Source organism: Planococcus sp. BI3, assembly GCF_056680115.1.
Window position 1 is genome coordinate 1,844,030 of the sequence record NZ_CM155266.1, and the last position, 22,999, is coordinate 1,867,028.

Here is a 22,999-nt window from a genome sequence, read left to right on the forward strand (position 1 = left end):
TGACATATTAATCCATGTCTTAATTTGACTAATTTGCGGATGAAACTCACGGTTTCACGAGCAGCGCCAGATAAACGGCCATCGCATTGTGAAATTTCCGGATATCGATCCCTGTATTTTCGGTAAAACGATCCAACCGATATTGAAGGCTGTTGCGGTGCAGATGGAGCGCTTTTGCTGTTTCCGATATATTCAAATTGCATAGCGTAAACATTTCAATCATTTTCAAGGTTTCTTCGTCATCCACATAGCCTTGCAGGACCATTTCACGAATACTCCGATACCGGTCTTTTTCTGTTTGGTCAATCAGCAAATAAGGGACGGTGTCACTGAAGTTCGCTACCGGCTTCTTGGAGTAGGCAGAAATGGATTTTGCGGCTGTTTTCATAATCGAATAATAGTGAGCGACATTTTCCGTCGTTTCCCGGAAAGGGCCTACAAGAAAATTGATTTTCATGTACAAGTCACTCATCAACACATCGATAATTTCTTCATAACGGATATTTTCTTGCCCTGCTGCAGCATATTCAATCAGAATTCCTTCATGTCTGTTTTCCCAAAGAATCGGTACTTTCCCTGGAAACAATTCATGGATAGCTTCTTTAAACAATACCGGACTGATTTGATTTTTCTTGATTGAAAAGTACACAAAGCGATATGGAAGATTGGCTTCCATAATCTCCGTTCCATTAGTGCCATCCGAACCAATCGCGTGTCTCCACTTTTGTTCTTCCTCCGTAAGGAATGGAAACTCAATATCATAAGGCTCCATGAACGCAGTCAGCACAGACACATCTCTCGGGTTTAATTGGCTTTTAAGGATGCCGATAATTTCATTGTCTTGTGCCATAAACCATTTATAGCTGTAATCGAAGTCATGGATCCCTTCATCATATACAATCAAAGAAGAGTAAATTTTTTTCAGGTGATCGATCATAAAAACACTTCTTTCTTCAAAAAGATTCACTGTTTGTTGTTCCGTAAATCATCACTCGAATGCCATTACTTTAACGAAAAAGAATAGCTTGTTTCCGACTTGAATTCTTCTTCAGCGTTCAAAATAGCAGACGGAAAATGTGGATGGCGCATGGAATCCGGCGGACTTTGTGTTTCGAGGCAAAGTCCCAGATAGTTCTGCGCTGCCGCTCCTCTGATTGAATAAGGACCGCCTACGCCGTTTCCTGTGTATAATACCACCGCTGGTTCAGTTGTTTCGACCCGCAGTTTCCGGCCACTTTCCCCATCCGTTAATTCAATGGCGGACTGTTCCCCGGCATTCAACAAAAATGGATGATCATAGCCATTGCCAGCCAGCTTTGTCTGTGGATGGCCAGCAGCTGAAGCTTCTCTTATGCTTCTGCCGCTGCGAAAATCGAAAAGCGGATCCTCGTCCACTAGAACCATCTCCCCTGTCGGCAGCAATTCCTCATCCAATTCCAAGTACTGGCCACTATTCATCGTCAATTCATGGTCCAGAGTCGTCCGCTTGAGATTTCCGCTCAAATTGAAATACGAATGGTTGGTCACATTCAGCAACGTAGTCTTGTCGGATTTTCCTGAATAGGAAATGACTAACTGATTGCTGTCATTCTTAAAAATGTAACGGACAGTCATGGATAGATTCCCTGGAAAACCTTCCTCCCCGTCCGGACTTGAATATGTAAATTCGACTATGGCTTCTTTTTCATTTTGGATCACTTTCGAATCCCAAAGAACCGAGTGAAAACCTTCGGGACCTCCGTGCAGATGATGGCCATTGGAGTTTTTAGCCAGTTGATAGTCAGTCTCTTCAAGTGTAAATGTTCCTTCTTTTATCCGGCCGGCAAAACGTCCAACCACCGCTCCAAAAAAATGCGGATTGCTTTCATATTCTTCAAGCGTGTCAAAGCCGAGTACCACATTCTCCATTTTTCCGCGGCGATCCGGGGCAATGATTTCGGTGATGATGCAACCATAATTGATGCAGGATAGTTGGAAACCTTGCTCATTCTTCAATGTATACAGCGTGATTGGCTGATTGTTTTTATGTCCGAAAACCTTTTCAGTAACGTTCATTCCTTCTTCATCCTTTCAATCTCTTGATTTATATAAATCTCTATCAATAATCATCCATCTCTTTATCTCTACTCAAAACGTCCACCAGCAACAGCGGGATAGCTCCGTTCAGTGCCGCATCTCCCACAATTTGGAGACCTCCACGGTTATCCGGTTCCCTGCCGGTGCCGAATAAGGAAGCTTCAATTGTTTCACATATCACGTGAAAATGAATTTCTACGCTTTTGAACCCCTGCGTAGTGTTGGGGTCGTAACTTACATTTTACACGAAACTGTCATGGCATTTTTATTTTTAGGGTGTGGCACTTAATATGACAATCCGTCATTTAAATAGCTGCTTGGCAAATATGCACGAAGACTGCCACTAATTTTGTGCACACTTGCCATTTCTAAAATCTACACTAAACTGTATGCTTTTATCAGTAAATGAAAGCACTTACATGAATTGGAGGGATTTAAATGGCAAGTTTAAACTTAGTGAATATCAGAAAAGAATACGATAAAGGTGTGGTTTCAGTACAGGATTTCAACCTGGAGATCCGCGACAAAGAATTCTTGGTATTGGTCGGGCCTTCAGGCTGCGGGAAGTCCACAACCTTGCGGATGATTGCAGGCCTGGAAGATATCACAGAAGGCGATCTGTACATAGGAGACCGCCGAGTAAACGATGTATCACCAAAAGACCGCGATATTGCTATGGTTTTCCAAAACTATGCCCTTTACCCACATATGAGTGTCTATGACAATATGGCTTTTAGTTTAAAACTGCGCAAGATGAAAAAAGAAGACATTAAGGCACGCGTAGCGAATGCTTCCAAAATCCTGGGTCTTGATGAATATTTGAACCGCAAACCGAAAGCCTTATCCGGTGGCCAGCGCCAGCGTGTCGCGTTGGGCCGTGCGATTGTCCGTGATGCCAAAGTATTCCTGATGGATGAGCCTTTGTCCAACCTGGATGCCAAACTGCGTGTGCAGATGCGGACAGAAATCCAAAAGTTGCATCGCCGCCTGCAGACGACAACTGTTTATGTAACCCACGATCAAACCGAAGCGATGACGATGGCGACTCGCCTGGTTGTCATGAAGGATGGTTTTATTCAGCAAGTCGGTTCACCAAAAGAAGTCTACGACCAGCCGGATAATATGTTTGTCGGCGGATTTATCGGTTCCCCTTCCATGAACTTCCTGCGCGGAAAAATTGTCGGGGATTCATTCGTTATGGAAGAATTCAAAGTTCTTGTGCCTGACAGCAAGCTCTCCATGCTGCGCGATCAAGGGTACGAAGGCAAGGACATCATCCTTGGCATCCGTCCGGAGGACATCCACGATGAGCCTTTGTTCCTTGAGCATTCCCCACATACAAAGCTGAAGGCCTATGTGGAAGTAGCGGAACTGATGGGAGCAGAAATCGTGCTGTATTCAAAAGTGAACAATCAGGATTTTGTTGCCCGTGTGGACGCCCGCTTTAATGTAGAAGCTGGCCAAACCATCGACATGGCGTTTGATATGAATAAAGCCCATTTCTTCGATATCGACTCAGAGTTGCGCATCAAGTAAGGAATTTACAGGACATTTTTTTCAACTAATCAAAAAAGCCGGGCGAGCTATCGTCCGGCTTTTTTCTTATTTTATCAATAGTTCTGCCCGTTCCTTACGGGAATTTGTATGGAAATCGCATTCGATTCCCTCAAGTGAGCAAGTGCCGCAGGACGCCGGGCAGCCTGCTGTCCGATTTCTCGTCCAAGCGTATGTTTATTGTGGGAATTTTGGCTGAACGGTTGCAAATCTCTCTGAACGACTATAAATTCATTTGAACGACTGCAAATCTCTCTGAACGACTGCAAATTCATTTGAACGACCACAAATCCAGCTGAGCGATCATAAATCGGTTTGAACGCCCAAAATCTATCATGCATCCAACTGAAGACAGATCAAAGCCCCCTCGAACGCCGCTGCCTGAAGCAAAATGAAGATCTGAAGACCATTCTGCAGCTAAGGAATCGTATTCACCCCAATTTTTCACTATACTTAAAGCATGACGAATACAAGCACATAAAAGGAGGAGGAAACCGCATGACCCAGAAAAACGACTTAGTACCCGAACAACGTGAAGAACTCCTAGGCACTTTGAAAGCGCGGTTCGAGGAACACATCGATCGCCACGAATGGATGCACTGGGACAAGATCCAGGAAAAACTGGCAGCGCATCCCGATAAGCTGTGGTCGCTCCATGAAATGGAACGGACCGGTGGAGAACCGGATGTCCTTGAGTTCGACGAAGCGAACAACGAGTACGTCTTCTACGATTGTTCAGCGGAAAGCCCGAGTGGCCGCAGAAGTGTTTGCTTTGACCAGCTGGCACTTGATTCAAGGAAGAAAAACAAACCTGAAAACAGTGCAGTGGCGATGGCAAGCGACATGGGCATCGAACTATTGTCAGAAGACCAATACCGCGTCTTGCAGCAGCACGGCACATTTGATGTCAAAACATCCAGCTGGGTGCAGACACCGTCGGATATTAGGGAACGCGGCGGCGCCCTGTTCTGTGATTCCCGCTATGGACACGTCTTCCTGTACCATAACGGTGCGGATTCCTATTACGCAGCTAGAGGATTCCGCGGGTTGTTGAGGGTTTGAGCACCATGATAGGCTGAGTTATTCAAAAGACAAAAAGCATTGCCGAAACCCGTCTAGGGGATCGGCAATGCTTTTTCATTCTATACTTAGCTATAGCTTTTTTGTACATAGCACCCTACAGCCGATCCTCCATCCACTCAATCACTTCATCGTAGATTTTGTATTTGGATGGTTCATTGAAGATTTCATGCATTAAGCTGGCGTAAATTTTTAAGGTTTTATCTTTCGAGCCGATTTCTCCATAAAAATCCCGCGAGTCTTTTTCGGCAACCAACCCATCTTCATTGCCATGCAGCACCAGCACGGGATCGATAAAGCTTTCCGCATTTTCTTTCAGCCAGGCGATTCCTGGAGCAAATTCATTGATAAGGCCAACAGAAATCTTTTTTTCCACCAAGGGATCTTCCGCGTAGGCTTTGACAACCTCCGGATCACTGCAGACTCCTTCTCCAAGCTCATTGTCCAAATAGGTATCCGGCGGCAAATCCATCGGCAGCGGACCGAAAAGTTCATTATTGTAGCGTGTCAACGCACCCGATAATACGATGCCAGCCGCTTCTTCCGGATATTTGGTCCCAAATGCTGCAGCCGTAAAACCACCCATGCTGTGGCCGATCAGAAAGACCCGCTGCTCCCTATTCTCTTCTTTTGCCAAATCCATAATCGTTTTCAGATCATCGGGCATTTCGTTAAAATCCTTGAAAAAAGTCCGCTCGCCTTCCGAACGGGCATGGCCGCGCTGTTCGTAGCGGTACACCGTAAAGTTGTGCCGCAGCAGGGTTTCTGCCAAAGCATCATAACGCCCCAAGTGTTCTGCTAAACCGTGGGCAATCACTACTACCGCTTTTTGCTCTTCAGCCGTATCTTTACGGGTGAACAGCTGGGTACCATCGAAAGACCGAATCATTTTCTCTTCGCTCATCAAATATCCTCCATTCGAGTAGCTCTATTTCCTACTGGTAGTATTCTCCATCAATCAAAAACCACCTTCTTCCAGAATGATGTTTTTCTGGTGTTGATTTCAAAGGCTTTCGTTTAAGGAATCGGACAGGCAAAAAGAGTTATCCTGCGAGAGGGCAAACAGCCCCACAGGATAACTCTTCTTTTAATCGTTTATTCAGTTGCTTCATCCAACATCCCTTGATAGCTGTAATCTGCTGGATCGATGGGTGTAAATCCGCTTGGAGTATAGAACCTCAGCAAATCTCCGTTAACCAGCTGATCGGACAGCTGCAATTCGTAGCTTCCGTGCTGTTGGAATTTCTCCGCTTGCTCCATCAGGCTTTCATCTATCGGCAATCCCGTTTCAGGATCATAGAAAGATTCGCCGATCGAGTAAATCTCCGGACTGACATAATTCCCGTTCCGGAACGTGACCAGTTCCTCGTGTTCTTCAGACAATAAATCGGTCCCGAATTGAATATTATTCTGCGTTTCAACGCCCAGCAAATGCATCACCGTCGGCAACAGATCAATTTGGCCGCCGTAAGTATGATTGGTGCCGCCTTCTACGCCCGGCACATGGATGAACAAAGGCACACGCTGCAGTTTGGCATTTTCAACCGGTGTGATTTCTTTTGAAAGCACTTGTTCCATTGCCTGGTTGTGGTTGTCGGAAATTCCGTAATGGTCGCCGTACATGACGATCATGGTGTTGTCGGCTAAACCGGACTCTTCCAGTTGTGTAAAGAACTGCTCGATCGCTTCATCGGCATAGCGGGCAGTCTGGAAATAATTATCGACACTCGCATCTCCCGTTGTCCCTTTTTCGATCGTCGTCAAATTTTGATCGATGTTATACGGAAAGTGATGTGAAACCGTGATGAATTTCGTATAGAAAGGTTCCGGCAACGACTCCAGGAGTGGTGCCGACTGCTCGAAGAACGGCTTATCCATTACGCCGTACTCCGCCATGTCCTCTTCTTCCAGATCCGTGTACGACTCAATATCGTAGAAATGATCGTAGCCGAAGGATTTATAGATTTCAGAGCGGTTCCAGAACGTTCCATTGTTGCCATGGAACACTGCAGAAGTATAGCCTTTATCCTTCAAAATCGCGGGTGCCGCCTGATAGGTGTTCTGCCCTTTGGTAATGAATGCAGAACCTTTCGGCAAGCCGAACAAGGAATTTTCCAGCATGAACTCGGCGTCCGAGGTTTTGCCTTGTGCCGTTTGATGGAAGAAATTATCGAAATACATCGTCTCCTCGCCTCCAATTAAGGAATTCAAGAACGGCGTGACTTCTTCCCCATTTAATTCGTAATCCATTAAAAAGGTCTGGAACGATTCCAAGTGGAGATAAACGACATTCATGCCTTCGGCTGCACCGAAGTACTCCTCATTGGCGCTCGCGTTATTCGATTTAGTATAGTTCAATACTTCCGTCACTTCATCGCTGTCAGCGAGTACGCGCTGGGAAGAAGATTTCACGGTTTCAACGGTGTCATAGAGCGCGTAATTGTACATGCCCAAATACTTGACGATGTAATTCCGGTCAAATCCGCGGGTCAGCAATTCCGGACGATCCGCTTCTGCCAATGCCAGGTTAAAGAAAGAAATAGCCAAGGCAATCGTCACTACCGGAATCGCAGCTTTGGTTTTGAAATTCCGCTGGTCTTTTTTGACCCGTTTCGAAACTACCAAAGCTCCCAGCAACAGCACATCCACGAAGAAAAAAGCATCGGTCGGCTGGATCAAAGTCGCTACACTGCCGCCTAAATCGCCGAAATTCTGCGTTTGGAACAACGTAGGCAACGTGATGAAATCACTGAAAAAGCGGTAGTACACCACATTCGCATACAACAGGACAGACATCCCGATATAGATCAGCAAAAGTGATATGTATTTCCGTGTTCCTTTAAAGAACAGCGATAAGCTTAGGAGCAACAATGCAGAGCCAAGAGGATTAAGCAACAGCAGGAATTCCTGCAACAGTCCTTCGACATCTAATTTAAACTGCGTTTTTTGGGATACATAGGTCTTCATCCACAGCATGAAAACTGCCAGCAGGAAGATCGGGATAAATTTATTGAACTTGTCATTAGTCATCAACTGAATTTTTTTCATAGTGCACCTTCTCATAATGGGTATTCACAAGGATTTGGGGACATGGAATTTCAAGGAATGTAAACTTGTTAAGTTCACGTAAAGTTTATGTAAATAGAACAACAAATCCTATTTTACTCCACTGCCCCAAAAAATGACAGTTTAAGTTTTTTTCAGTTTGATGGCTGTGTTGATTTCAACGAACAACAGCAGGTCCATACAGCATAAAAAAGCCACATTCCCTAGAGGGTTGCGGCGATGCAGGGGGCCTATCGTATAGGACGTTGTGAGTACCCCGTTAAGTTCCCGGTTATTCACTTAAAAATTCGTCTATCGCTCCAATAGCCAACTCTATTGAAGAAATTCTCTTCTCCAAAAGTGTCCCCTGAGGGCTGCGGGCCTTCGACTTGGCATACATGCTTTCAAGGGATGGCAATAAACCCGCAAGAACATCCCGGGCTTCTGCCATCTCTTCCTTCCGATAGGAATAAGGCTTTTCATGCCAGACTTTTTCCAGTGCGGCCAATCCGACTCGAAGGGCTTCGAGCCGTTTCTCAATCAAACTTGTACTAGCGCCTTTTCCCTTCATCTGTGCCAATGCTTTTTCGGATTTTTGGATGGTCGATTGGAAAGACTTGATCGATTCCGTTTGAACTGCAGCTGGTGCGTTTTCCATTTCAGATTAAGCTCCTTTCGTTCTTAAATTCGGATGGCGATTTTAGGGGTGGCGAAATTTTTTCTTCTATATAAAATACGAAGCATAGTATTTTTGTATAGCACTAAAAAACCCCCTGCCCGAAAGCAAGAGGATTTCATGGAAGGAGTTTTAAAACAGGAATGTGGTCATCGACCGTCGTTTGCTTTTGGTTGGGAATCGGTAACAGGTAACATCGTAATGGGGTATGGGTCATTGGTTTGCCAGTAGCCATTAGAATTTAGTTGCACCGAAGTACAAAAGAGGTTTCCTTCCATGCCTTGGAGGGGAGTCTCACCGCTCCAAGGATCAGAAATATTTGTCACTGTCGAAATCTAAAACAATTGAATAGTTTTTGGTGTTGATGGCATTCGATAACCGGTTGGCCAATCGCTCTAATTCAACCGCTTTAACGCGATACTCCTCCGGGTCAAACATTGCCCGTCTGACGATCGGCGTTCCTTCCCCGTAGCCAAATTGAAGATCCTCTTTCACAGCAGATCCAAACTCCTTGAACTTCCGCGCTTTGGCACGCAGTTGGGTTGCCAATTCGATAGCTTCGACTATCGCCAATTCCTCCCCGTTGAAACTCACTTCATTTTCGAAATTGGCACGGTACATCAATTTATCCAATAGCCGGAAATCTTTTCGAATGTCGTCGATTTCTTCTTCGACCTGTGAGAGCGAACGAGCTTGTTTCGGCTTTTTGCTGCCTTTTTCCATTTCTACAAAGGCCACCCGGTCCATCTCTTCTTCCAACTCATGAATGCGTTTTGCTAATACGGATTTCAATTTTACAGCTTCTGCCAACGAAAGATTCGACATGATCCGGTCTCCTTCAATTCATAATGGTTCGTCTAGTGAATAGCGTAGCAGACCACCTATTTTTTTACAATCAGCAATTAGCAAAGTTTCGATTATTCAGTTTCAAATGATTGGAAAAGCAGGCGCAAATTCGAATTTGCGCCTGCTTTTTATATGGAATACTGTTTTATCAACTACACACCGATTTCCAAAGCCGCTTCCCGCTCTTCCATCGCCTTCCGCCATTTCACAACTTCGCGCGCTTCGATCTGCTTCTCCAGCGTTTCGTCCCAGCTGCCTGACAGCGTATTCCAGACGCGGGCATAGAAAATGTCCTGTTTCTGGTCATACAGTTGAAATTCGATGCATGGAATATGGACCGTGTCCTGCTCGATGCACCCCGTGATGCCGGTGATGATGGTTTGAAAGCTTTCTTCCCCGAGATCCGCGCCGCTCTTGGAAAGCAGCTGATACATGCGGTCTTTGTTCAAACTGCCTTTGACAGGATAGCGGTACAGCGAAAGCGTTTCTTCTGCCTCCGGATATGCATCATCTGCTGCGAGCCAGTAGTCGTCATGGACGGCGCTATAGGCGATGACGGTCCCGCTGCCCGGCATCTCTTCTTCAAAAATCCCTTTGCCCAGGTAGTCATAGCCTTTGGCTGTCAGTTTATAGCCCTGCTTTTCCAGCCCAATCAACCCGGTGCGCTGCATCTTGTCGATCAAATCGCTGATGAACAGTTCCTCCACGAACAGCATGTCAGCTAAAGTGGCGGCCCGGCGGACATCGGCTTCTTGAAAAGCCAGCAGCAGCATCTTCATCAGTATATCCATCTTCAGCCGTTTGACCCGGTCAAAGCTGACGTCATATAAGACGGCCGGCAGTTTCCACCGTTCTTCGTTGATGATCGCCACATCCGGATCTCCCGCTACAATTGTCCGCAGCTCTTCCATCTGCTTGTCCAACTCCTCACCCCCTGCTCTTCTCTAAGGTCTTCAAGCCGTTTTTCTTTTTCACGACTTCCAATACGTGCCGATACATTTTTCTCGTTTCCGGCTGCTTAGCGCGTTCCGTGAACATCTTGGAACTGCCGACCAAAACCAGCAATTCCTTGGCACGTGACAATGCCACGTTCAACCGCCGGTAATCTTTCGCAAAGCCGATATCGCCATGCTTGTTTTGGTTGTTGCGCACCATGCTGAGTACGATGATGTCCCGTTCACTTCCCTGGAAGCGGTCAACGGTTCCAGTCCGGACAGTCAGATGCGGCAGGCGCAGTTCCTGATCGATCATGCGCTGCAGCCGTTTGACCTGTTCGCCGTAAAAGCTGATGACGCCAATGCTCTTCTGCAGGTCCGGATGGATTCTTCCGGCCCGTTTTGCTTCGCCGGTGGCTTCGTTCAACTCTACTAATAAAGTACGGATCTCCTGAAGCTCCGCGGCATTGTATAAACTTTTCCCGCCGTTCATCCGCTCTTCAAAATAAGCGGATTCATTCGGCAGATCCAGCCACATGAGGTGATTGCTGCGTGTCACGGCGTTCGATTCGAGCAGATGGTCGCGCTCCCGGTCAGAATCCAGAATGCCGCATTGCAGCTGGTCTTTCTCCAGTTTATAAAACGGCGCAATGGTTTCCATGATGTCCTCGTGCATCCGGTATTGGATGGCGAGCATCGTCTTGTTGGCAGCCGGCAGATTTTTGTAGAGCCGTTCAAACAGCGACTCTTCCAACAGCTTCTCGAGTTCTTTCTTTTCTTCAAAGCCATTGTCTTCATCGATCATTTCCTGCAGCGTTTCTTCCAATGTATCGTTGCCGAGCAGCGGCGGCAGTTGATGGTGATCCCCGACCAAAATGATTTTCTTGCCCTTCAGCATCGGCAGCAACAACTCCGGCGGCGTGGCTTTGGACACTTCGTCGATGATGACTACATCAAATTCCGGATAGTTGTCGATAAAATCTTTGCGCGCCGAAGCGACACACGTCGTTCCGATGACGTTGGCATGCTTGATGTACAGTTTCCGGATCTCGTCCAGATCGTGTTCGTTCGCCCCTGCCAATAAATCCAGCCATTTTTTCTGTACCGATTGCAGCAACGGCAGATTCTTCATTTCCTGTTTGAGCGATTCTTTGGTGAACGACAGGCTGGCAAGTTGTTTCGCCGCCCCGTCAAATTGCTGCTCCACATCTGAAGAAAGGATTTCGCGTAAGGCAGCCAGCTCTTGTTCGCGGTCCGCGATCGCCCCTTCCACTTTCTTGATCTCATTGTCGATAGCAGCGATTCTCGCTTCAGACCTTTCAAGTTCTTTTGTCTTTTGGACCTGCTCAGCCTGATGTTCTGCTATCCGCTGTTTTGCCTCATCAAAAGAAACCCTCTGTTTTTCCAGTTCGGCAAGTTCTTCTTTAAGTCCGCGGATCGCCGCTTCGATATCGTCCGGAAGCTCAGCCGCATCGGGCATTTCCCGGTAGCGCTGTTCAAGCGGGGCCATTTCTTCTTGGTGTTTTTCCTGCTTTTCGAGCCACTTCTCGTCCCACACGCGGTATTGCTTCTGCTGCTTGACGAGCTGCTCACACAAAACTCGCTTCAAATCCTGGAAAGCCCGCTTTGATTCTGCTGCATAGACATCCAAGGACTTGAGCTTGGCGCCTCTGCTCCACAGATTGTTTTGCCGTCTGTACAAACCGGCGAGCGCTTTTTTCAGCACCGCTGCATCCGTCCGCTGCGCACTTTTCAATAGCGTCCGAAGCTTCTCCAAATATTCGTCGATTTCTGCAGACGTATAGGCACCATTCTGTGTTAGCGCCTGCTGCTTGAAATCGGCGAAAGAAAGGCCGATCGGCGCCAATAATTTCTCAAGATAGGAAATCGCAGCGGTGACAAGCTCGTTGTATTGGTTGAGCTTGCCCCATTCTTCCATGTTTTCACGGTTCGCTTCCAGCCGGTTGATCAGGTACGTCAAAGAAGGAACTTCCTCAACCCGCTGCTCTTTTATCACGCCGAGCAAGCCATCGATTTTCTTGATGCTGTCCATATTTTGGACGGCCGCTTCCTTCTGTTCAATGATGTCCGCCATTTGGTCACGTCTTTCCGTGATCACAGCAAGTTCCTGCCTTTTTACCGACAGGTCCTGCTGGAGCCGGTTCAGCCCGAGTGCGCGCTGAAGCACGTTGAGGCGCTGCTGGATAGGCTGCTGCTGTTGCTGGAACCAATCGTTGCTTTCTTTGCTGGCAATAAAGGCGGAATCCTGGCCGATCCGATCCGCAAGTCTTTGCAGCTGCTGCTGTGTTTCCCCGCTATCAGCTCTAGCCTTTTCCTTCTCGAGTTCGCCTGTGGCCAGTTTCATCTGCTCTTTTTCAAGCAGCTTTTGGATGGCCTGCTGCTTGCTCTGCGCTTCTTTTTTCTCTTCAACGGCCTGTTCTAGGCTTTCATAGACCGGCTGCAGTTTTAAAGTCGCCTGTTCATTGGCCAAGATTTCGTTTTTTAATTCCGGTTCGCGTTTTCCGCGCATTTCGTATTGATCGGTGATTTCTGCCAGCGTATGGTCTTTCCAGTACTGCCCGACATTTTCTTCGATGAATTTCTTGCCTTCTTCTTCGATGCTTTCCGTCCGACCGACGCGCAAGATGCGGATGTCTTTATTGGCAAGCAGGCGCCCGAGTGCGTTATCGACTGCCAGATTGGATTGCGAAGCAACCAGCGTCCGCAAACCTTTCCTGGCATTCTGCAGGCAGATTTCCGAGATGACCGTGGTTTTCCCCGTCCCCGGCGGTCCTTGGATGACATACAGATCCTCTGCTGCCATCGCACCGGAAACCGCTTTTTGCTGGAATTCATTCAACCGGTTATGGAAGGTTAATTTCGCTAAAGGCTGGAGTGGTTTGACCGGCGGTTTTTCTTCGAATAGGATCCGGTCGAGGTTCGGATTGACCGCAAGCCCTTTTTCCAGATTGGCAAAGCCCTGCCGCAGCCGCCTGATTTGGCTCAAAGCCGCAAAATTGCTGAAGACGACTTCCTTTTTATCCAGTGACAGCCCTTTTTCGCGGAGCTGTTTGACGATATAGCTTTGCAGTTCCACTTCCACTGTGCGGTTTGCCGCTTTAATGACCGTGCCGACGTCTCCCAAAATCCCGGTGAGCCGCACTGACAGGTTCCTCAGCGACTTCCATTCCGTGTCTTTCAGCTGGCAGCCTTTCAAAGTGATGCGGCTGAAATCATGGCTGAACGACAGATTGGAATAACTCGTCTTGATATCCGGGATGTCCATGCCGCGTTCCTGGATCTTCAAATAGCCTTCCCAGCTGCCGATGCGCTTTTTGACATACTCCGAACTGTCTTTGGCCGGTGTCATCCGGTTGATGAGGTTGATCAACGAAACAGGAGCGGGATCACGCGAGCGGTCGAACACCATATATTCTTCGCGCTGCCAATTGGTTCCGAGCGCCTGATGGGATTTCCGGAGTGTCAAGTTGGTGATCAGCAGATTGTGGTTGGTGAAGACGCCGTGCAGGACAATCGCCCCTTGCAGGTCTTTGCCGGCCAGCCGGACATTCTCTGCGCTGTCCAAAATCAACGCAACCGAAAGCTCGCCATCCGCGTTGGACGGATAGCGTTCGATAAATACTTTGAACGCTTTGTCCGCAACAAAAAACGAGCGTTCGCTGATGCCGAACCCTCCCATTTTTTCCATAGCCGTCTTGGTCAACCGTATTGAAGTTCTGATTGTTGCTGTATGTGCTTTAACCATCTAATCACCTGTTCTTTTAAAGCTGTAGAATTTTCAAACCGGCTCATTCCGCCTGATCTGTTTTCATCTAATCATATCATCTATTAGTGGAAATTAGCTTTAAAAGTTATGAATTTCAGCGAATATACGTTCTCTTCTTTCTTCGCCATGGAAAATGAAGAAGCAAAGAGATGAAGAAATTGCTTCAGATTGTTTCGCAACGAAGAATAATTGATTGCTTCCCTATGACCACCTTACTTAAAAAGGATCGTACACTATCCTGTACATCAAATGAAACATAAGATCTGTTTCCTCAATTTTTTAGCAGAGCTATAAATTCCGAAGAACTATTCAGTCAATAGATGATACACTAAAAGAAAAGCAGGAGGCGGATGTGTGATGGAGACAGATCAATTGATGCTCACCACAAAATGGCAAGGGGATTTTGTTTTTTCAGCTGTCGGACAAGGCGGCCATACGCTGACGATGGATGCTCATAAGGGAGTGGGCAACGAACAAGGCCTATTGCCGATGCAGGCATTGCTTGGCTCGCTTGCGGGATGTGTCGGCATGGACGTCATCATGATTTTGCGGTCGAAAATGGAAGAAATCCGTTCCCTTGAAATCATCACCGAAGGCGAGAAACGGCGCAACCCACCAAAAGAGTTCCTGGCGATTGTGGTGACCTTCCGCGTTGAAGGGGATATTGCTGCGGAAAAAGTGCTCCACGCCATTGAAGTAAGTGGAGAAAAGTATTGCCCGGTCGCCCATTCACTCAAAGCGGATGTCCGCTACCGCCTCATAGTCAATGGTGAAGAAGCCGTCGCTGATTAGCGGCGGCTTTTCTTTTTTCGTTTTTGAGGAAAAGAAGATTTCTGGCTCAAGATGGGTATACTATACCAAACTCAATCCAGGAGGTTGTTGATCATGGCACATCCACCCAGCAACAGAATCGATTCTGCTTCAAGAGTGATTGCGGCATCGCCAAAAGCCATCTACCGGGCCTTTATCGACCCGCAAGCATTAAGTTCCTGGCTTCCGCCTAAAGGAATGTCTGCCCACGTTGATGTATTCGAGCCGCGTGAAGGCGGAGCTTATAAGCTGACGCTAACGTACGAAATCGATCATTCAAATCCCGGCAAAACCTCGGACCATACAGACGTTTCCGAGGGGAGATTTCTGGAACTGGTGCCCGACACGAAGATTGTGCTGGCCGGCCAATTTGATTCTGAAGATCCGGCGTTCTCCGGTGAGATGATTCAGACCTGGTATTTGGAAGCGGTGTTGGAAGGCACAAAGGTCACGATTGTTTGTGAACATGTTCCTGAAGGGATCCAGAAAGAAGATCATGACGAGGGTTTGGGCTCCACACTTGAAAAACTTGCCCAGTTTGTTGAAATATAAACCGGGCAAGATTTTTTCGTTTCCGGGAATTAACGCAATTACCGCCGGATTAAATTTTCGACAAGTCATCCAACAGTGCTTTACGTTTCGGGTGCATGAACCGCAGCTCTCTAATCATCATATTTTTATTAAATTACGAAAAATAGAGGAAACTGCATTTTAAAGGCGAAAGGTATACACGCTACTAAAAAAAGGGAGTGAAAAGCATGACACAAAATGAACATGTTCCATTTAAGGAGTCACCGCTTCGCCCGATTTTTGAAAAATTCTCCAAAGTCCGGGATGTCTCGCTTGTCTATGGAGATCCAATTGAGATGGGAGACACGATCATTCTCCCGGTTGCAAAAGTGAAATACCGCGTTGGGGCTGGGGCTGGCGTGGGCTATGAAATTAAAGATGCTGAGCAAAAGCAGCCTGTCTCCGAAAAATCCGAAGGCGGCAGCGGTGAAGGCGGAGGTGGTTCTTTCCTGATCAAACCGCTCGGTGTTTATAGCATCACCTCTGAAAAAACGGTTTACAAGCCCATTGTTCCTGTAGAGCTGCTTCTTCTGTTGCCGATTGCAGTGGTCGGGCTCGCTTTTATAATGTCCTCCAACCAGACTGAGCATAAAAGCAAATGTAAGAAAAAACGAAAAAAAGACAAAAAGATGAAGAAAATGTATCTTAATAAAGACAAATAATAAACAAAAGCCATCAATGAAATACTGATGGCTTTTGTTTATGGATTTTTTTCCAAATAGCCTCTGCGAACGATTGGAGTATTAATCTTCAAAAGGGTAGACACTACATGCCTTTCCTTCGAAATCGGTTGAATCGATTCAAGATTTAAATTGATTTCGGTCTTAAATACCGAAAAATCGACCAATAAAAAACGGACTCTCATTTGAGAATCCGTTTTTTGTACCCATATTATTCAACTAACAATTGCTCTTCACAAGGTTCAAAGCTGATTCATTATTTATAGCCATGGCTTAAACACCTGAATAGGCCATGAAACCGCCATCAACAGCCATTGTCGTTCCCGTTACAAAAGAAGAGTATGACTCATCTGCCAGGAACAGCAACGCGCCAAGCAGGTTTTCTGGCTCGCCGAACTTGTTCATCGGAGTGGCTTCCAGAATTTTTTTCGTGCGGGCTGTTGGATTCCCGTCTTTATCCATCAGCAAATCACGGTTTTGATCTGTCAGGAAAAATCCAGGTGCAATTGCGTTGACGCGCAAACCCGTTTCAGCGAAATGCACTGCCAGCCATTGCGTAAAGTTATTGATAGAAGCCTTTGCCGCACTGTATGCCGGGATTTTTGTCAACGGCGCATATGCGCTCATAGAAGAAAGATTGATAATCGCCGGCGAATCGCTTCTCAATAATTCTTTTCCAAATACCTGACACGCCAGGAAAGTCCCTGTGAAATTTAATGAAAAGACCGAAGAAAATCCGCTCTCATCCAGTTCAAAAAAGGACTGGCCAGCTGATTCTTCATCAAACGTTTCCGGACCGGTAATGGCATCCGGATGGTTGCCGCCTGCACCGTTAATGAGTAAATCGATGCGGCCAAACTTCTCCAGGATTTGTTGTTTTGCATGTTCTAGTGAAGCACGATCTAAAACATCCGCAGGTAATGCGATAGCTTCCCCACCTGCCTTTAGGATAGCATTTGCTACGCTCTCGCCTTTCGCCGCCGTACGGTTTAAAATAGCGACTTTCATTCCTTGGCGTGACAATTCACGCGCCATTTCCGAACAAAGGACACCGCTGCCCCCTGTTACGACAGCTACTCGCCCATGCAAATTTTTGTGGATAGGAATCATTCAATACCCTCATTTCTGGAATTCTTTTTTGACGTCTTTTACTCAGTCTATTTCAATATCAAAATAGTTTGTTGCATTATTGTATGAAATATTTTGTATCATCTTGCCAATAAACTCATAATCAGCTGGAACTTCACCTTCCTCAATCCAGGTCCCAACCAATTGGCAAAGAATTCTTCTAAAGTAATCATGGCGTGTAAAAGAAAGGAAGCTGCGGGAATCTGTCAGCATGCCGACAAACAAGCTCAGCAAGCCGGCATTGGCCAGTTCTTTCATTTGTCGGATCATCCCGTCTTTTTGGTCGTTATACCACCAGCCAGAACCAAATTGAATTTTCCCTTTCATTTCGCTCGACTGGAAATTACCGATTGTGCTTGCCACCATTTCAAAGTGAACTGGGTTAAGCGGATAAATAATCGTTCTCGGCAAAGCATTTTTACAGTCCAGACTGTTTAAAAATTGATTGAGTGGCTTTGCCAGTTCAAAATCATTCATCGAGTCAAACCCGCTGTCCGGACCTGCCTGCTCAAACATGCGCGTATTGTTATTGCGCAGTGGACCGATATGCAATTGCATCGCCCAATTGTGTTTGGCATACAATTCTCCAAGAAATTGCATGGTAAACGTCTTATGTTTTTCTTCTTCAACTTTAGATATCGGTTCTCCAGATAATGCTTTATTGAAGATACCCGCCACTTCTTCGAAGGAAGTTTCTGCATACGGCAAATATTCAAACCCATGATCTGATATACGGCAGCCATGTTCATGGAAATAATCCACTCGCTCAGACAAGACTTTCAGAAAGTCTCCGTAGTTCCGGATCTCCAGCTCCGCTGATGCGCCCAGGTCCTGGATGTATGCCGAAAATCCTGCTGCGGAAATGCCCAAACCTTTGTCCGGACGGAAAGCCGGCAGAACTTGAGCTTCAATATTTTTGTCTCCGGCAATTTGAATGTGGTATTCAAGATTGTCTGCCGGGTCATCAGTGGTGCAAATAACCTTAACTTTGCTGTCTCTAATCAAGGTCTGTACTGAAAAAGAGTCTGATTGAACAACTTGGTTCAACTGCTCCCACATGGCTTCCCAGTTTTCTTCCTTGATTACTTCGTCGTAATTGAAATACTTTTTCAGCTCAAGATGGGACCAGTGATACAGTGGATTGCCCATCGTATAGGGAACCGTTTGGATCCAGGCATGAAACTTTTCTTTGTCGCCCGCATTTCCTGTGATAAGATTTTCATCTATTCCAAATGCGCGCATAGCCCGCCATTTGTAATGGTCGCCCTTTAGCCATACATCCGTAATGTTTTCAAAGCGGTGATCTTCCGCGATTTGCTGTGGGCTCAAATGACAGTGAAAGTCATATAAAGGAAGGTCCTTTGCATACTGGTGATACAAAATTTTAGCGCTATTGCTGTTTAGTAGAAAGTCTTCATCCATAAATTTCATCAGTACAACTCCCATGAAGGCATTATTTTCAAACGGCATTCCCCGCTCTTTTAGTTAAATCTGGAATTCGTAACTTCCATTTTGCTTTACTAGCTGTTGTCCATTAACATGAATTTCCCGTTGATCTTCACCGTTCACATAAAAACGGATTTTGCTGTAAGTCAAAGTGTACTCTCCTTGAATTTCAATTCCCACATTAATCTTCTGAGAGGTCGATTCCATGGAAACATTGATTGTTGCATGATTTTCCTGATAGTTCGCAGAGACGCCATCGTCTTCGTACAGCTGATAGTTAGAACTTCCCTCCCGGCGATGCGGGAACAAGATAAATCCTCTGTCTTCCTGGTCTTTAGTCGAAAAAGATGGATTGTTGTCATTGATGGGAATAATGCCTCCCGCTTTTATAAGAAGGGGATTGTAATCCAACGGAGCTGGCACTGTAACAAGCTTTCCACCTTCATGCCACTCTGAAGTATGGAAGTTATACCAGCCTCCATCATTTGCAGGCAAGTAGACGGCTCTTTCAGTTTTTCCTTCTTCAACGACAGAAGCCACAAGCATAGATTCGCCTAACATGAAATCATCGTTTTCATCAAATGTTTTTGTATCGTGCCCGAAATCATAAAATGTCGGACGAATAATCGGCTCATAATTTGTGTGTGCCTCATAAAGTAACGTGTATAAGTAAGGGGTAATCCGATGCCTAAACTTCATCAGCTCACGAATTTTGTCTGTAGTTTCTTCATACATCCAAGGCACATTGACTGTTTGGTCATCGTTCCATGAGTGGATAGTAAACCGTGGATGGAAGATCCCGTTTTGTACCCAGCGCACCAACAACTCCGGCTCTGGAGCAGGACCTGAAAACCCACCGATATCGTGCCCTACATTATAAATGCCGGACATGCTTAGCCCCAAGCCCATTTTGATATTGTATTTGAGTGATTTCCAGCTTGTGTAATTGTCTCCTGACCAAGTTTGGACATAGCGCTGCATGCCTGGGCTGCCGGACCGGGAAATCAAGTAAGGCCGCAAATGCGGAGCATATTCTTTTTGTGCTTCATACGAAGCTTTCATCATAAGGAGCGGTTGAATCGCACGCACTGTTTCAAACGGAAGCTCTTTGCCAAAACCGTGGGAAACTGCGTCGGTCGACCATATTTCAAATTCATTGTTGTCGTTCCAAGTAGAGTCTATTCCATACTCGAGCAATTGAGAGGTAACATTTTCTTTCCACCATTGAATTGATTTTTCATTGGTAAAATCAATGTAAGCCCCTACCTCGTCCCAAAACTGAACCATTTCCACTCTTCCCGAACGATTCCGAATGAAGATTCCCTGTTTTTCCAACTCCTCAAATTGAGGATGGCTTTTCAAAAGAGCAGGTTTTATGTTTGCACACAACTGAACTCCCTTTTGGTGATATTCATCGATAAAGCCTTTTGGATCAGGAAACTTGTCTCTATTCCAGTTGAATACGTAACGCTTGTCGCCTATGGAAGTATATCCCGAAGACAATTGAAACGAATCACAAATAATGTCGTTTTTCTCACAGAGTTCAATAAACTGTTTTAGCTGTTCTTGAGCGTCCGGGGCATCGGTGTAAGTCATTGTTGAACCGGAATAGCCTAAGCTCCATTTTGGTGAAAAGATTGTTTTCCCTGTCAGTCTGGAATACTTTTTAACGACATCCTTCAACTCTGGACCCACAATTATGTAGTAATCCAAATCCCCTGCGAATGAATGGTAATAGCGGTACCAACCATGGTAATTATCCATTTCATTTCCCATATCAAAGACACTTTGTGCCATATTGTCATAGAAAATGCCAAATGAGACAGTTGACTGTTTATTCCGAGTGATGTAGAAAGGAATATGCTTATAGAGAGGATCCGTATGTTGCGCGTCGTATCCCATTGGATCTACACTCAACATCCGGTAACGTTTGCCATGGCGGTCCATGTCTCCGCTTTTTTCACCGAGCCCAAAATACTGTTCGTCATGGTTTCTCTGTAAGTAATGATAAATTCCTTTTCCGAGCGATCCGTCCAAATTATAAGCTTGGGTTTTTCGATCTGCCGCAATTTGAATCGTCTCGCCATCGTTTCTTTTGAAAAACCATGTTGCTTTAAAGCCATCCAGATCAATGCGAAGTTTGACCATTTCCGTTTCAATGGTCACCGTCTCACCTTCCTGATGCAATTGATATTCAGGAAGTGAAAAAGGTGACAAATCAAAGCGGCTTCTGCCTTCGAATGGCACGTCATCCATTCCGGGAGCTACAAGCCAGGTGTTGTCAATTTCAAGCTTTTCGCCGTTTGACATCAGCACTCGAATCAAGTCATTTTCCAATACCATGACTCGGGCAATCACTAAGGGGTTTTCGAGTTGGAAAGTTACGGTATTGTTTTCTTCTTTTTGAAGTTTAAAGGAGTAATTTTCTTTTAAAGACATGCATCGTCCATCCTTTCGCTATACATTAACCATCGCTTTTCATTAGCTTTGCGCAGTGCTGTTAATAACCAAGCAAGTTTGGCAGCACCATACTGATTCCCGGGATATAAGTTACTAAAAGGAGCACCACAATAATCGCGATATAAAACGGAATGAGCGGTTTTATAACATCTTCCATGTCCAAATTCGCAATACTGGAGCCTACAAATAACGCACTGCCCACAGGAGGTGTGATGTTCCCGATGCTCAAGTTCATGACCATCATGATTCCGAAGTGAATGGGATCCATATCGAAACCTACCACGATCGGCAGGAATATTGGTGTAAATATGAGAACCGCAGGCGTGATATCCATAAACGTTCCAATCAGCAATAAAAACACATTTAAAATCAACAGCAAAACAATCGGATTATCTGAAATTCCCATGATAAGCTCGCTGATGGCTGAAGGAATGCCCGTAAACGCCATCACCCATGACATGACCGCTGAAGCTGATACCAATAACATGATAACGGCTGTGATTTCCACCGATTCCATGATGATTCTTGGCATATGCTTAAATTTAACTGCACCATATGCTAAAGACAGAATGAACGTATAAGCAACTGCCACTGCAGCTGCTTCTGTCGCTGTAAAAATACCTGACAGAATCCCACCGATAACGATTACGATCAACATCAAGCTGGGAATAGCATCGAGAAATGTTTTAAAAGCTACCTTCAAGCTGACTCTTTCTGATGTTGGGTAATTTCTTCTTTTCGCGATAATGAACGCGACGACCATACAAGCAAAAGCCCACAATAAGCCCGGCAAGTAGCCTGCCACAAACAAAGCTGCGACAGATGTTCCCCCGCTGACAAGCGAGTAGATGATTAAGGTACCGCTTGGAGGAATGATCAATCCAATCGGTGCAGAGGCCACATTGACTGCTGCAGAGAATTTTGGATCATAGCCTTCTTTTTTCTGCAATGGTCCCATAACGCCGCCAATTGCTGCGGCCGCTGCAACAGACGAACCAGATAGAGACCCAAACAAAGTATTGCCTAATATATTAGTATGAGCCAATGCTCCCGGTGTCCGGCCGACAAGAACCTTGGCAAAGTTAATGAGCCGTTCTGCAACGCCTCCATTATTCATTAAGATTCCTGCCAGGATGAAGAATGGAACTGCCAGTAAAGTAAAACTATCAAGTCCCGTAACAAGTTTTTGGCTGGCTGTGAATATAGCCATATCCAAAGGCAATGCTATTAATATTGCAGCTAGCGAAGCGATAATGATACTCACTGAAATAGGTACACTAATCACAAGCATCAGTGCAAATACAATTGCTAAAACGATTCCAGCCTCCAAGGCCATAAAATCCACTTCCTTATTCTAGAATTTCATCAGATTCAAACTTCGCATCCGCTGTTTTCCACTTATTTCTGTTATGGAAATGTTCAATTATATGGATCACTGCGTAAAATAAAAACAGAACGCCCGATATGATTAAACTCAAATACAAATATTGTGTGGGCATATTTAAAGCAGAAGAAACTTGCCCTACCGAATTCTGGTAAGCTTGCGTTCCGCCATAGATTAAGATAACCAGGATGAACGCCAGTACAATGACCTCAACGAGCATATCAACATAGAACTTATATTTCTTCGGTATTTTACGTGCGACAAATACGACTGCTAAATGTTTTTTCTTGCCATACGCATAGGCTGAGCCAATCATAGTCAGCCAAATCAAGGAGTAGCGAAGAAATTCCTCGGATAACGTGCTCGGTGAATTTAATACAAACCGTGTAAAAACTTGCCAACAAGCAACTAAAACCATCGCTACCATCAACGAGCAGGTTAAAAATGCGGTTACTCGATCCACAATATCTCTCATTGGGATTCTCTCCATTCATGAATAGATTAAAGGTCTCAACTGTGCAA

The 22,999-nt window shown here is 45.6% G+C and carries 19 protein-coding genes; 5 read left to right on the plus strand and 14 right to left on the minus strand.

The genetic code is table 11. The annotated features are described in order from the left end of the window. Window positions 1-46: 46 nt before the first annotated feature. From AC1MEO_RS09285 to AC1MEO_RS09295, 3 genes are all read right to left on the minus strand, one after another. Complete coding sequence (locus AC1MEO_RS09285; protein WP_480335831.1) at window positions 47-937, minus strand: PucR family transcriptional regulator; 891 nt, start codon at window positions 935-937, stop codon at window positions 47-49. Between the two features lie 65 nt (window positions 938-1,002). Then, a complete protein-coding gene (locus tag AC1MEO_RS09290) occupies window positions 1,003-2,055 on the minus strand; it encodes an aldose epimerase family protein (protein ID WP_480335832.1) in 1,053 nt (350 codons plus the stop codon). 43 nt (window positions 2,056-2,098) lie between these two features. After that, on the minus strand, window positions 2,099-2,257 hold the full coding sequence (locus tag AC1MEO_RS09295; RefSeq protein ID WP_480335834.1) for a hypothetical protein: 159 nt from the start codon (window positions 2,255-2,257) through the stop codon (window positions 2,099-2,101). 257 nt (window positions 2,258-2,514) lie between these two features. On the opposite strand from AC1MEO_RS09295, the gene AC1MEO_RS09300 reads away from it, so the two are divergent. Both AC1MEO_RS09300 and AC1MEO_RS09305 read left to right on the plus strand, forming a co-directional pair. Next, a complete protein-coding gene (locus AC1MEO_RS09300) occupies window positions 2,515-3,612 on the plus strand; it encodes an ABC transporter ATP-binding protein (RefSeq protein WP_480335836.1) in 1,098 nt (365 codons plus the stop codon). A 516-nt stretch (window positions 3,613-4,128) separates the two neighbouring features. Then, complete coding sequence (locus tag AC1MEO_RS09305) at window positions 4,129-4,692, plus strand: DUF4256 domain-containing protein (RefSeq protein ID WP_480335837.1); 564 nt, start codon at window positions 4,129-4,131, stop codon at window positions 4,690-4,692. Between the two features lie 115 nt (window positions 4,693-4,807). Here the strand turns inward: AC1MEO_RS09305 and AC1MEO_RS09310 are convergent, their stop codons facing one another. The 6 genes from AC1MEO_RS09310 to AC1MEO_RS09335 form a co-directional block, all read right to left on the minus strand. Next, complete coding sequence (locus tag AC1MEO_RS09310) at window positions 4,808-5,614, minus strand: alpha/beta hydrolase (RefSeq protein ID WP_480335838.1); 807 nt, start codon at window positions 5,612-5,614, stop codon at window positions 4,808-4,810. A gap of 191 nt (window positions 5,615-5,805) precedes the next feature. Then, complete coding sequence (gene ltaS, locus AC1MEO_RS09315; protein WP_480335839.1) at window positions 5,806-7,758, minus strand: lipoteichoic acid synthase; 1,953 nt, start codon at window positions 7,756-7,758, stop codon at window positions 5,806-5,808. A gap of 289 nt (window positions 7,759-8,047) precedes the next feature. Further along, a complete protein-coding gene (locus AC1MEO_RS09320; protein ID WP_480335840.1) occupies window positions 8,048-8,413 on the minus strand; it encodes a hypothetical protein in 366 nt (121 codons plus the stop codon). 327 nt (window positions 8,414-8,740) lie between these two features. Next, window positions 8,741-9,256, minus strand: coding sequence for a hypothetical protein (locus tag AC1MEO_RS09325; RefSeq protein WP_480335842.1), 516 nt, complete (start codon window positions 9,254-9,256; stop codon window positions 8,741-8,743). Window positions 9,257-9,429: 173 nt separating this feature from the next. After that, entirely contained in the window at window positions 9,430-10,200 is a 771-nt protein-coding gene (locus tag AC1MEO_RS09330) for a hypothetical protein (protein ID WP_480335844.1), read from the minus strand. A gap of 4 nt (window positions 10,201-10,204) precedes the next feature. Further along, complete coding sequence (locus AC1MEO_RS09335) at window positions 10,205-13,978, minus strand: DEAD/DEAH box helicase (RefSeq protein ID WP_480335846.1); 3,774 nt, start codon at window positions 13,976-13,978, stop codon at window positions 10,205-10,207. Between the two features lie 378 nt (window positions 13,979-14,356). On the opposite strand from AC1MEO_RS09335, the gene AC1MEO_RS09340 reads away from it, so the two are divergent. The 3 genes from AC1MEO_RS09340 to AC1MEO_RS09350 all read left to right on the plus strand — a co-directional run bounded on the left by AC1MEO_RS09340 (window position 14,357) and on the right by AC1MEO_RS09350 (window position 16,041). Beyond that, on the plus strand, window positions 14,357-14,791 hold the full coding sequence (locus AC1MEO_RS09340) for an OsmC family protein (RefSeq protein WP_480336067.1): 435 nt from the start codon (window positions 14,357-14,359) through the stop codon (window positions 14,789-14,791). 93 nt (window positions 14,792-14,884) lie between these two features. Beyond that, on the plus strand, window positions 14,885-15,361 hold the full coding sequence (locus AC1MEO_RS09345; RefSeq protein ID WP_480335848.1) for an SRPBCC family protein: 477 nt from the start codon (window positions 14,885-14,887) through the stop codon (window positions 15,359-15,361). A gap of 206 nt (window positions 15,362-15,567) precedes the next feature. Beyond that, window positions 15,568-16,041, plus strand: coding sequence for a GerW family sporulation protein (locus AC1MEO_RS09350; protein ID WP_480335850.1), 474 nt, complete (start codon window positions 15,568-15,570; stop codon window positions 16,039-16,041). Between the two features lie 291 nt (window positions 16,042-16,332). Here the strand turns inward: AC1MEO_RS09350 and AC1MEO_RS09355 are convergent, their stop codons facing one another. The 5 genes from AC1MEO_RS09355 to AC1MEO_RS09375 form a co-directional block, all read right to left on the minus strand. Further along, window positions 16,333-17,169, minus strand: a complete 837-nt coding sequence (locus AC1MEO_RS09355; RefSeq protein ID WP_480335852.1) for an SDR family oxidoreductase — start codon at window positions 17,167-17,169, stop codon at window positions 16,333-16,335. Between the two features lie 42 nt (window positions 17,170-17,211). Continuing rightward, the gene (gene uxaC / locus AC1MEO_RS09360; RefSeq protein WP_480335854.1) at window positions 17,212-18,618 is read right to left on the minus strand and encodes a glucuronate isomerase; all 1,407 of its coding nucleotides are present in this window, start codon (window positions 18,616-18,618) and stop codon (window positions 17,212-17,214) included. 54 nt (window positions 18,619-18,672) lie between these two features. Next, on the minus strand, window positions 18,673-21,072 hold the full coding sequence (locus AC1MEO_RS09365) for a glycoside hydrolase family 31 protein (protein ID WP_480335856.1): 2,400 nt from the start codon (window positions 21,070-21,072) through the stop codon (window positions 18,673-18,675). 61 nt (window positions 21,073-21,133) lie between these two features. Continuing rightward, window positions 21,134-22,429, minus strand: a complete 1,296-nt coding sequence (locus AC1MEO_RS09370) for a TRAP transporter large permease (protein ID WP_480335858.1) — start codon at window positions 22,427-22,429, stop codon at window positions 21,134-21,136. A 13-nt stretch (window positions 22,430-22,442) separates the two neighbouring features. Then, a complete protein-coding gene (locus AC1MEO_RS09375) occupies window positions 22,443-22,952 on the minus strand; it encodes a TRAP transporter small permease (RefSeq protein WP_480335859.1) in 510 nt (169 codons plus the stop codon). Window positions 22,953-22,999 lie beyond the last annotated feature (47 nt).

What these genes read in the sequence shown, in the direction of transcription:
- AC1MEO_RS09285 (WP_480335831.1), bottom strand. Translation starts at nt 937, where the DNA reads ATGATCGATCACCTGAAAAAAATTTACTCTTCTTTGATTGTATATGAT.
- AC1MEO_RS09290 (WP_480335832.1), bottom strand. Translation starts at nt 2,055, where the DNA reads ATGAACGTTACTGAAAAGGTTTTCGGACATAAAAACAATCAGCCAATC.
- AC1MEO_RS09300 (WP_480335836.1), top strand. Translation starts at nt 2,515, where the DNA reads ATGGCAAGTTTAAACTTAGTGAATATCAGAAAAGAATACGATAAAGGT.
- AC1MEO_RS09305 (WP_480335837.1), top strand. Translation starts at nt 4,129, where the DNA reads ATGACCCAGAAAAACGACTTAGTACCCGAACAACGTGAAGAACTCCTA.
- AC1MEO_RS09310 (WP_480335838.1), bottom strand. Translation starts at nt 5,614, where the DNA reads ATGAGCGAAGAGAAAATGATTCGGTCTTTCGATGGTACCCAGCTGTTC.
- ltaS (WP_480335839.1), bottom strand. Translation starts at nt 7,758, where the DNA reads ATGAAAAAAATTCAGTTGATGACTAATGACAAGTTCAATAAATTTATC.
- AC1MEO_RS09320 (WP_480335840.1), bottom strand. Translation starts at nt 8,413, where the DNA reads ATGGAAAACGCACCAGCTGCAGTTCAAACGGAATCGATCAAGTCTTTC.
- AC1MEO_RS09325 (WP_480335842.1), bottom strand. Translation starts at nt 9,256, where the DNA reads ATGTCGAATCTTTCGTTGGCAGAAGCTGTAAAATTGAAATCCGTATTA.
- AC1MEO_RS09335 (WP_480335846.1), bottom strand. Translation starts at nt 13,978, where the DNA reads ATGGTTAAAGCACATACAGCAACAATCAGAACTTCAATACGGTTGACC.
- AC1MEO_RS09340 (WP_480336067.1), top strand. Translation starts at nt 14,357, where the DNA reads ATGGAGACAGATCAATTGATGCTCACCACAAAATGGCAAGGGGATTTT.
- AC1MEO_RS09345 (WP_480335848.1), top strand. Translation starts at nt 14,885, where the DNA reads ATGGCACATCCACCCAGCAACAGAATCGATTCTGCTTCAAGAGTGATT.
- AC1MEO_RS09350 (WP_480335850.1), top strand. Translation starts at nt 15,568, where the DNA reads ATGACACAAAATGAACATGTTCCATTTAAGGAGTCACCGCTTCGCCCG.
- AC1MEO_RS09355 (WP_480335852.1), bottom strand. Translation starts at nt 17,169, where the DNA reads ATGATTCCTATCCACAAAAATTTGCATGGGCGAGTAGCTGTCGTAACA.
- uxaC (WP_480335854.1), bottom strand. Translation starts at nt 18,618, where the DNA reads ATGAAATTTATGGATGAAGACTTTCTACTAAACAGCAATAGCGCTAAA.
- AC1MEO_RS09365 (WP_480335856.1), bottom strand. Translation starts at nt 21,072, where the DNA reads ATGTCTTTAAAAGAAAATTACTCCTTTAAACTTCAAAAAGAAGAAAAC.
- AC1MEO_RS09370 (WP_480335858.1), bottom strand. Translation starts at nt 22,429, where the DNA reads ATGGCCTTGGAGGCTGGAATCGTTTTAGCAATTGTATTTGCACTGATG.
- AC1MEO_RS09375 (WP_480335859.1), bottom strand. Translation starts at nt 22,952, where the DNA reads ATGAGAGATATTGTGGATCGAGTAACCGCATTTTTAACCTGCTCGTTG.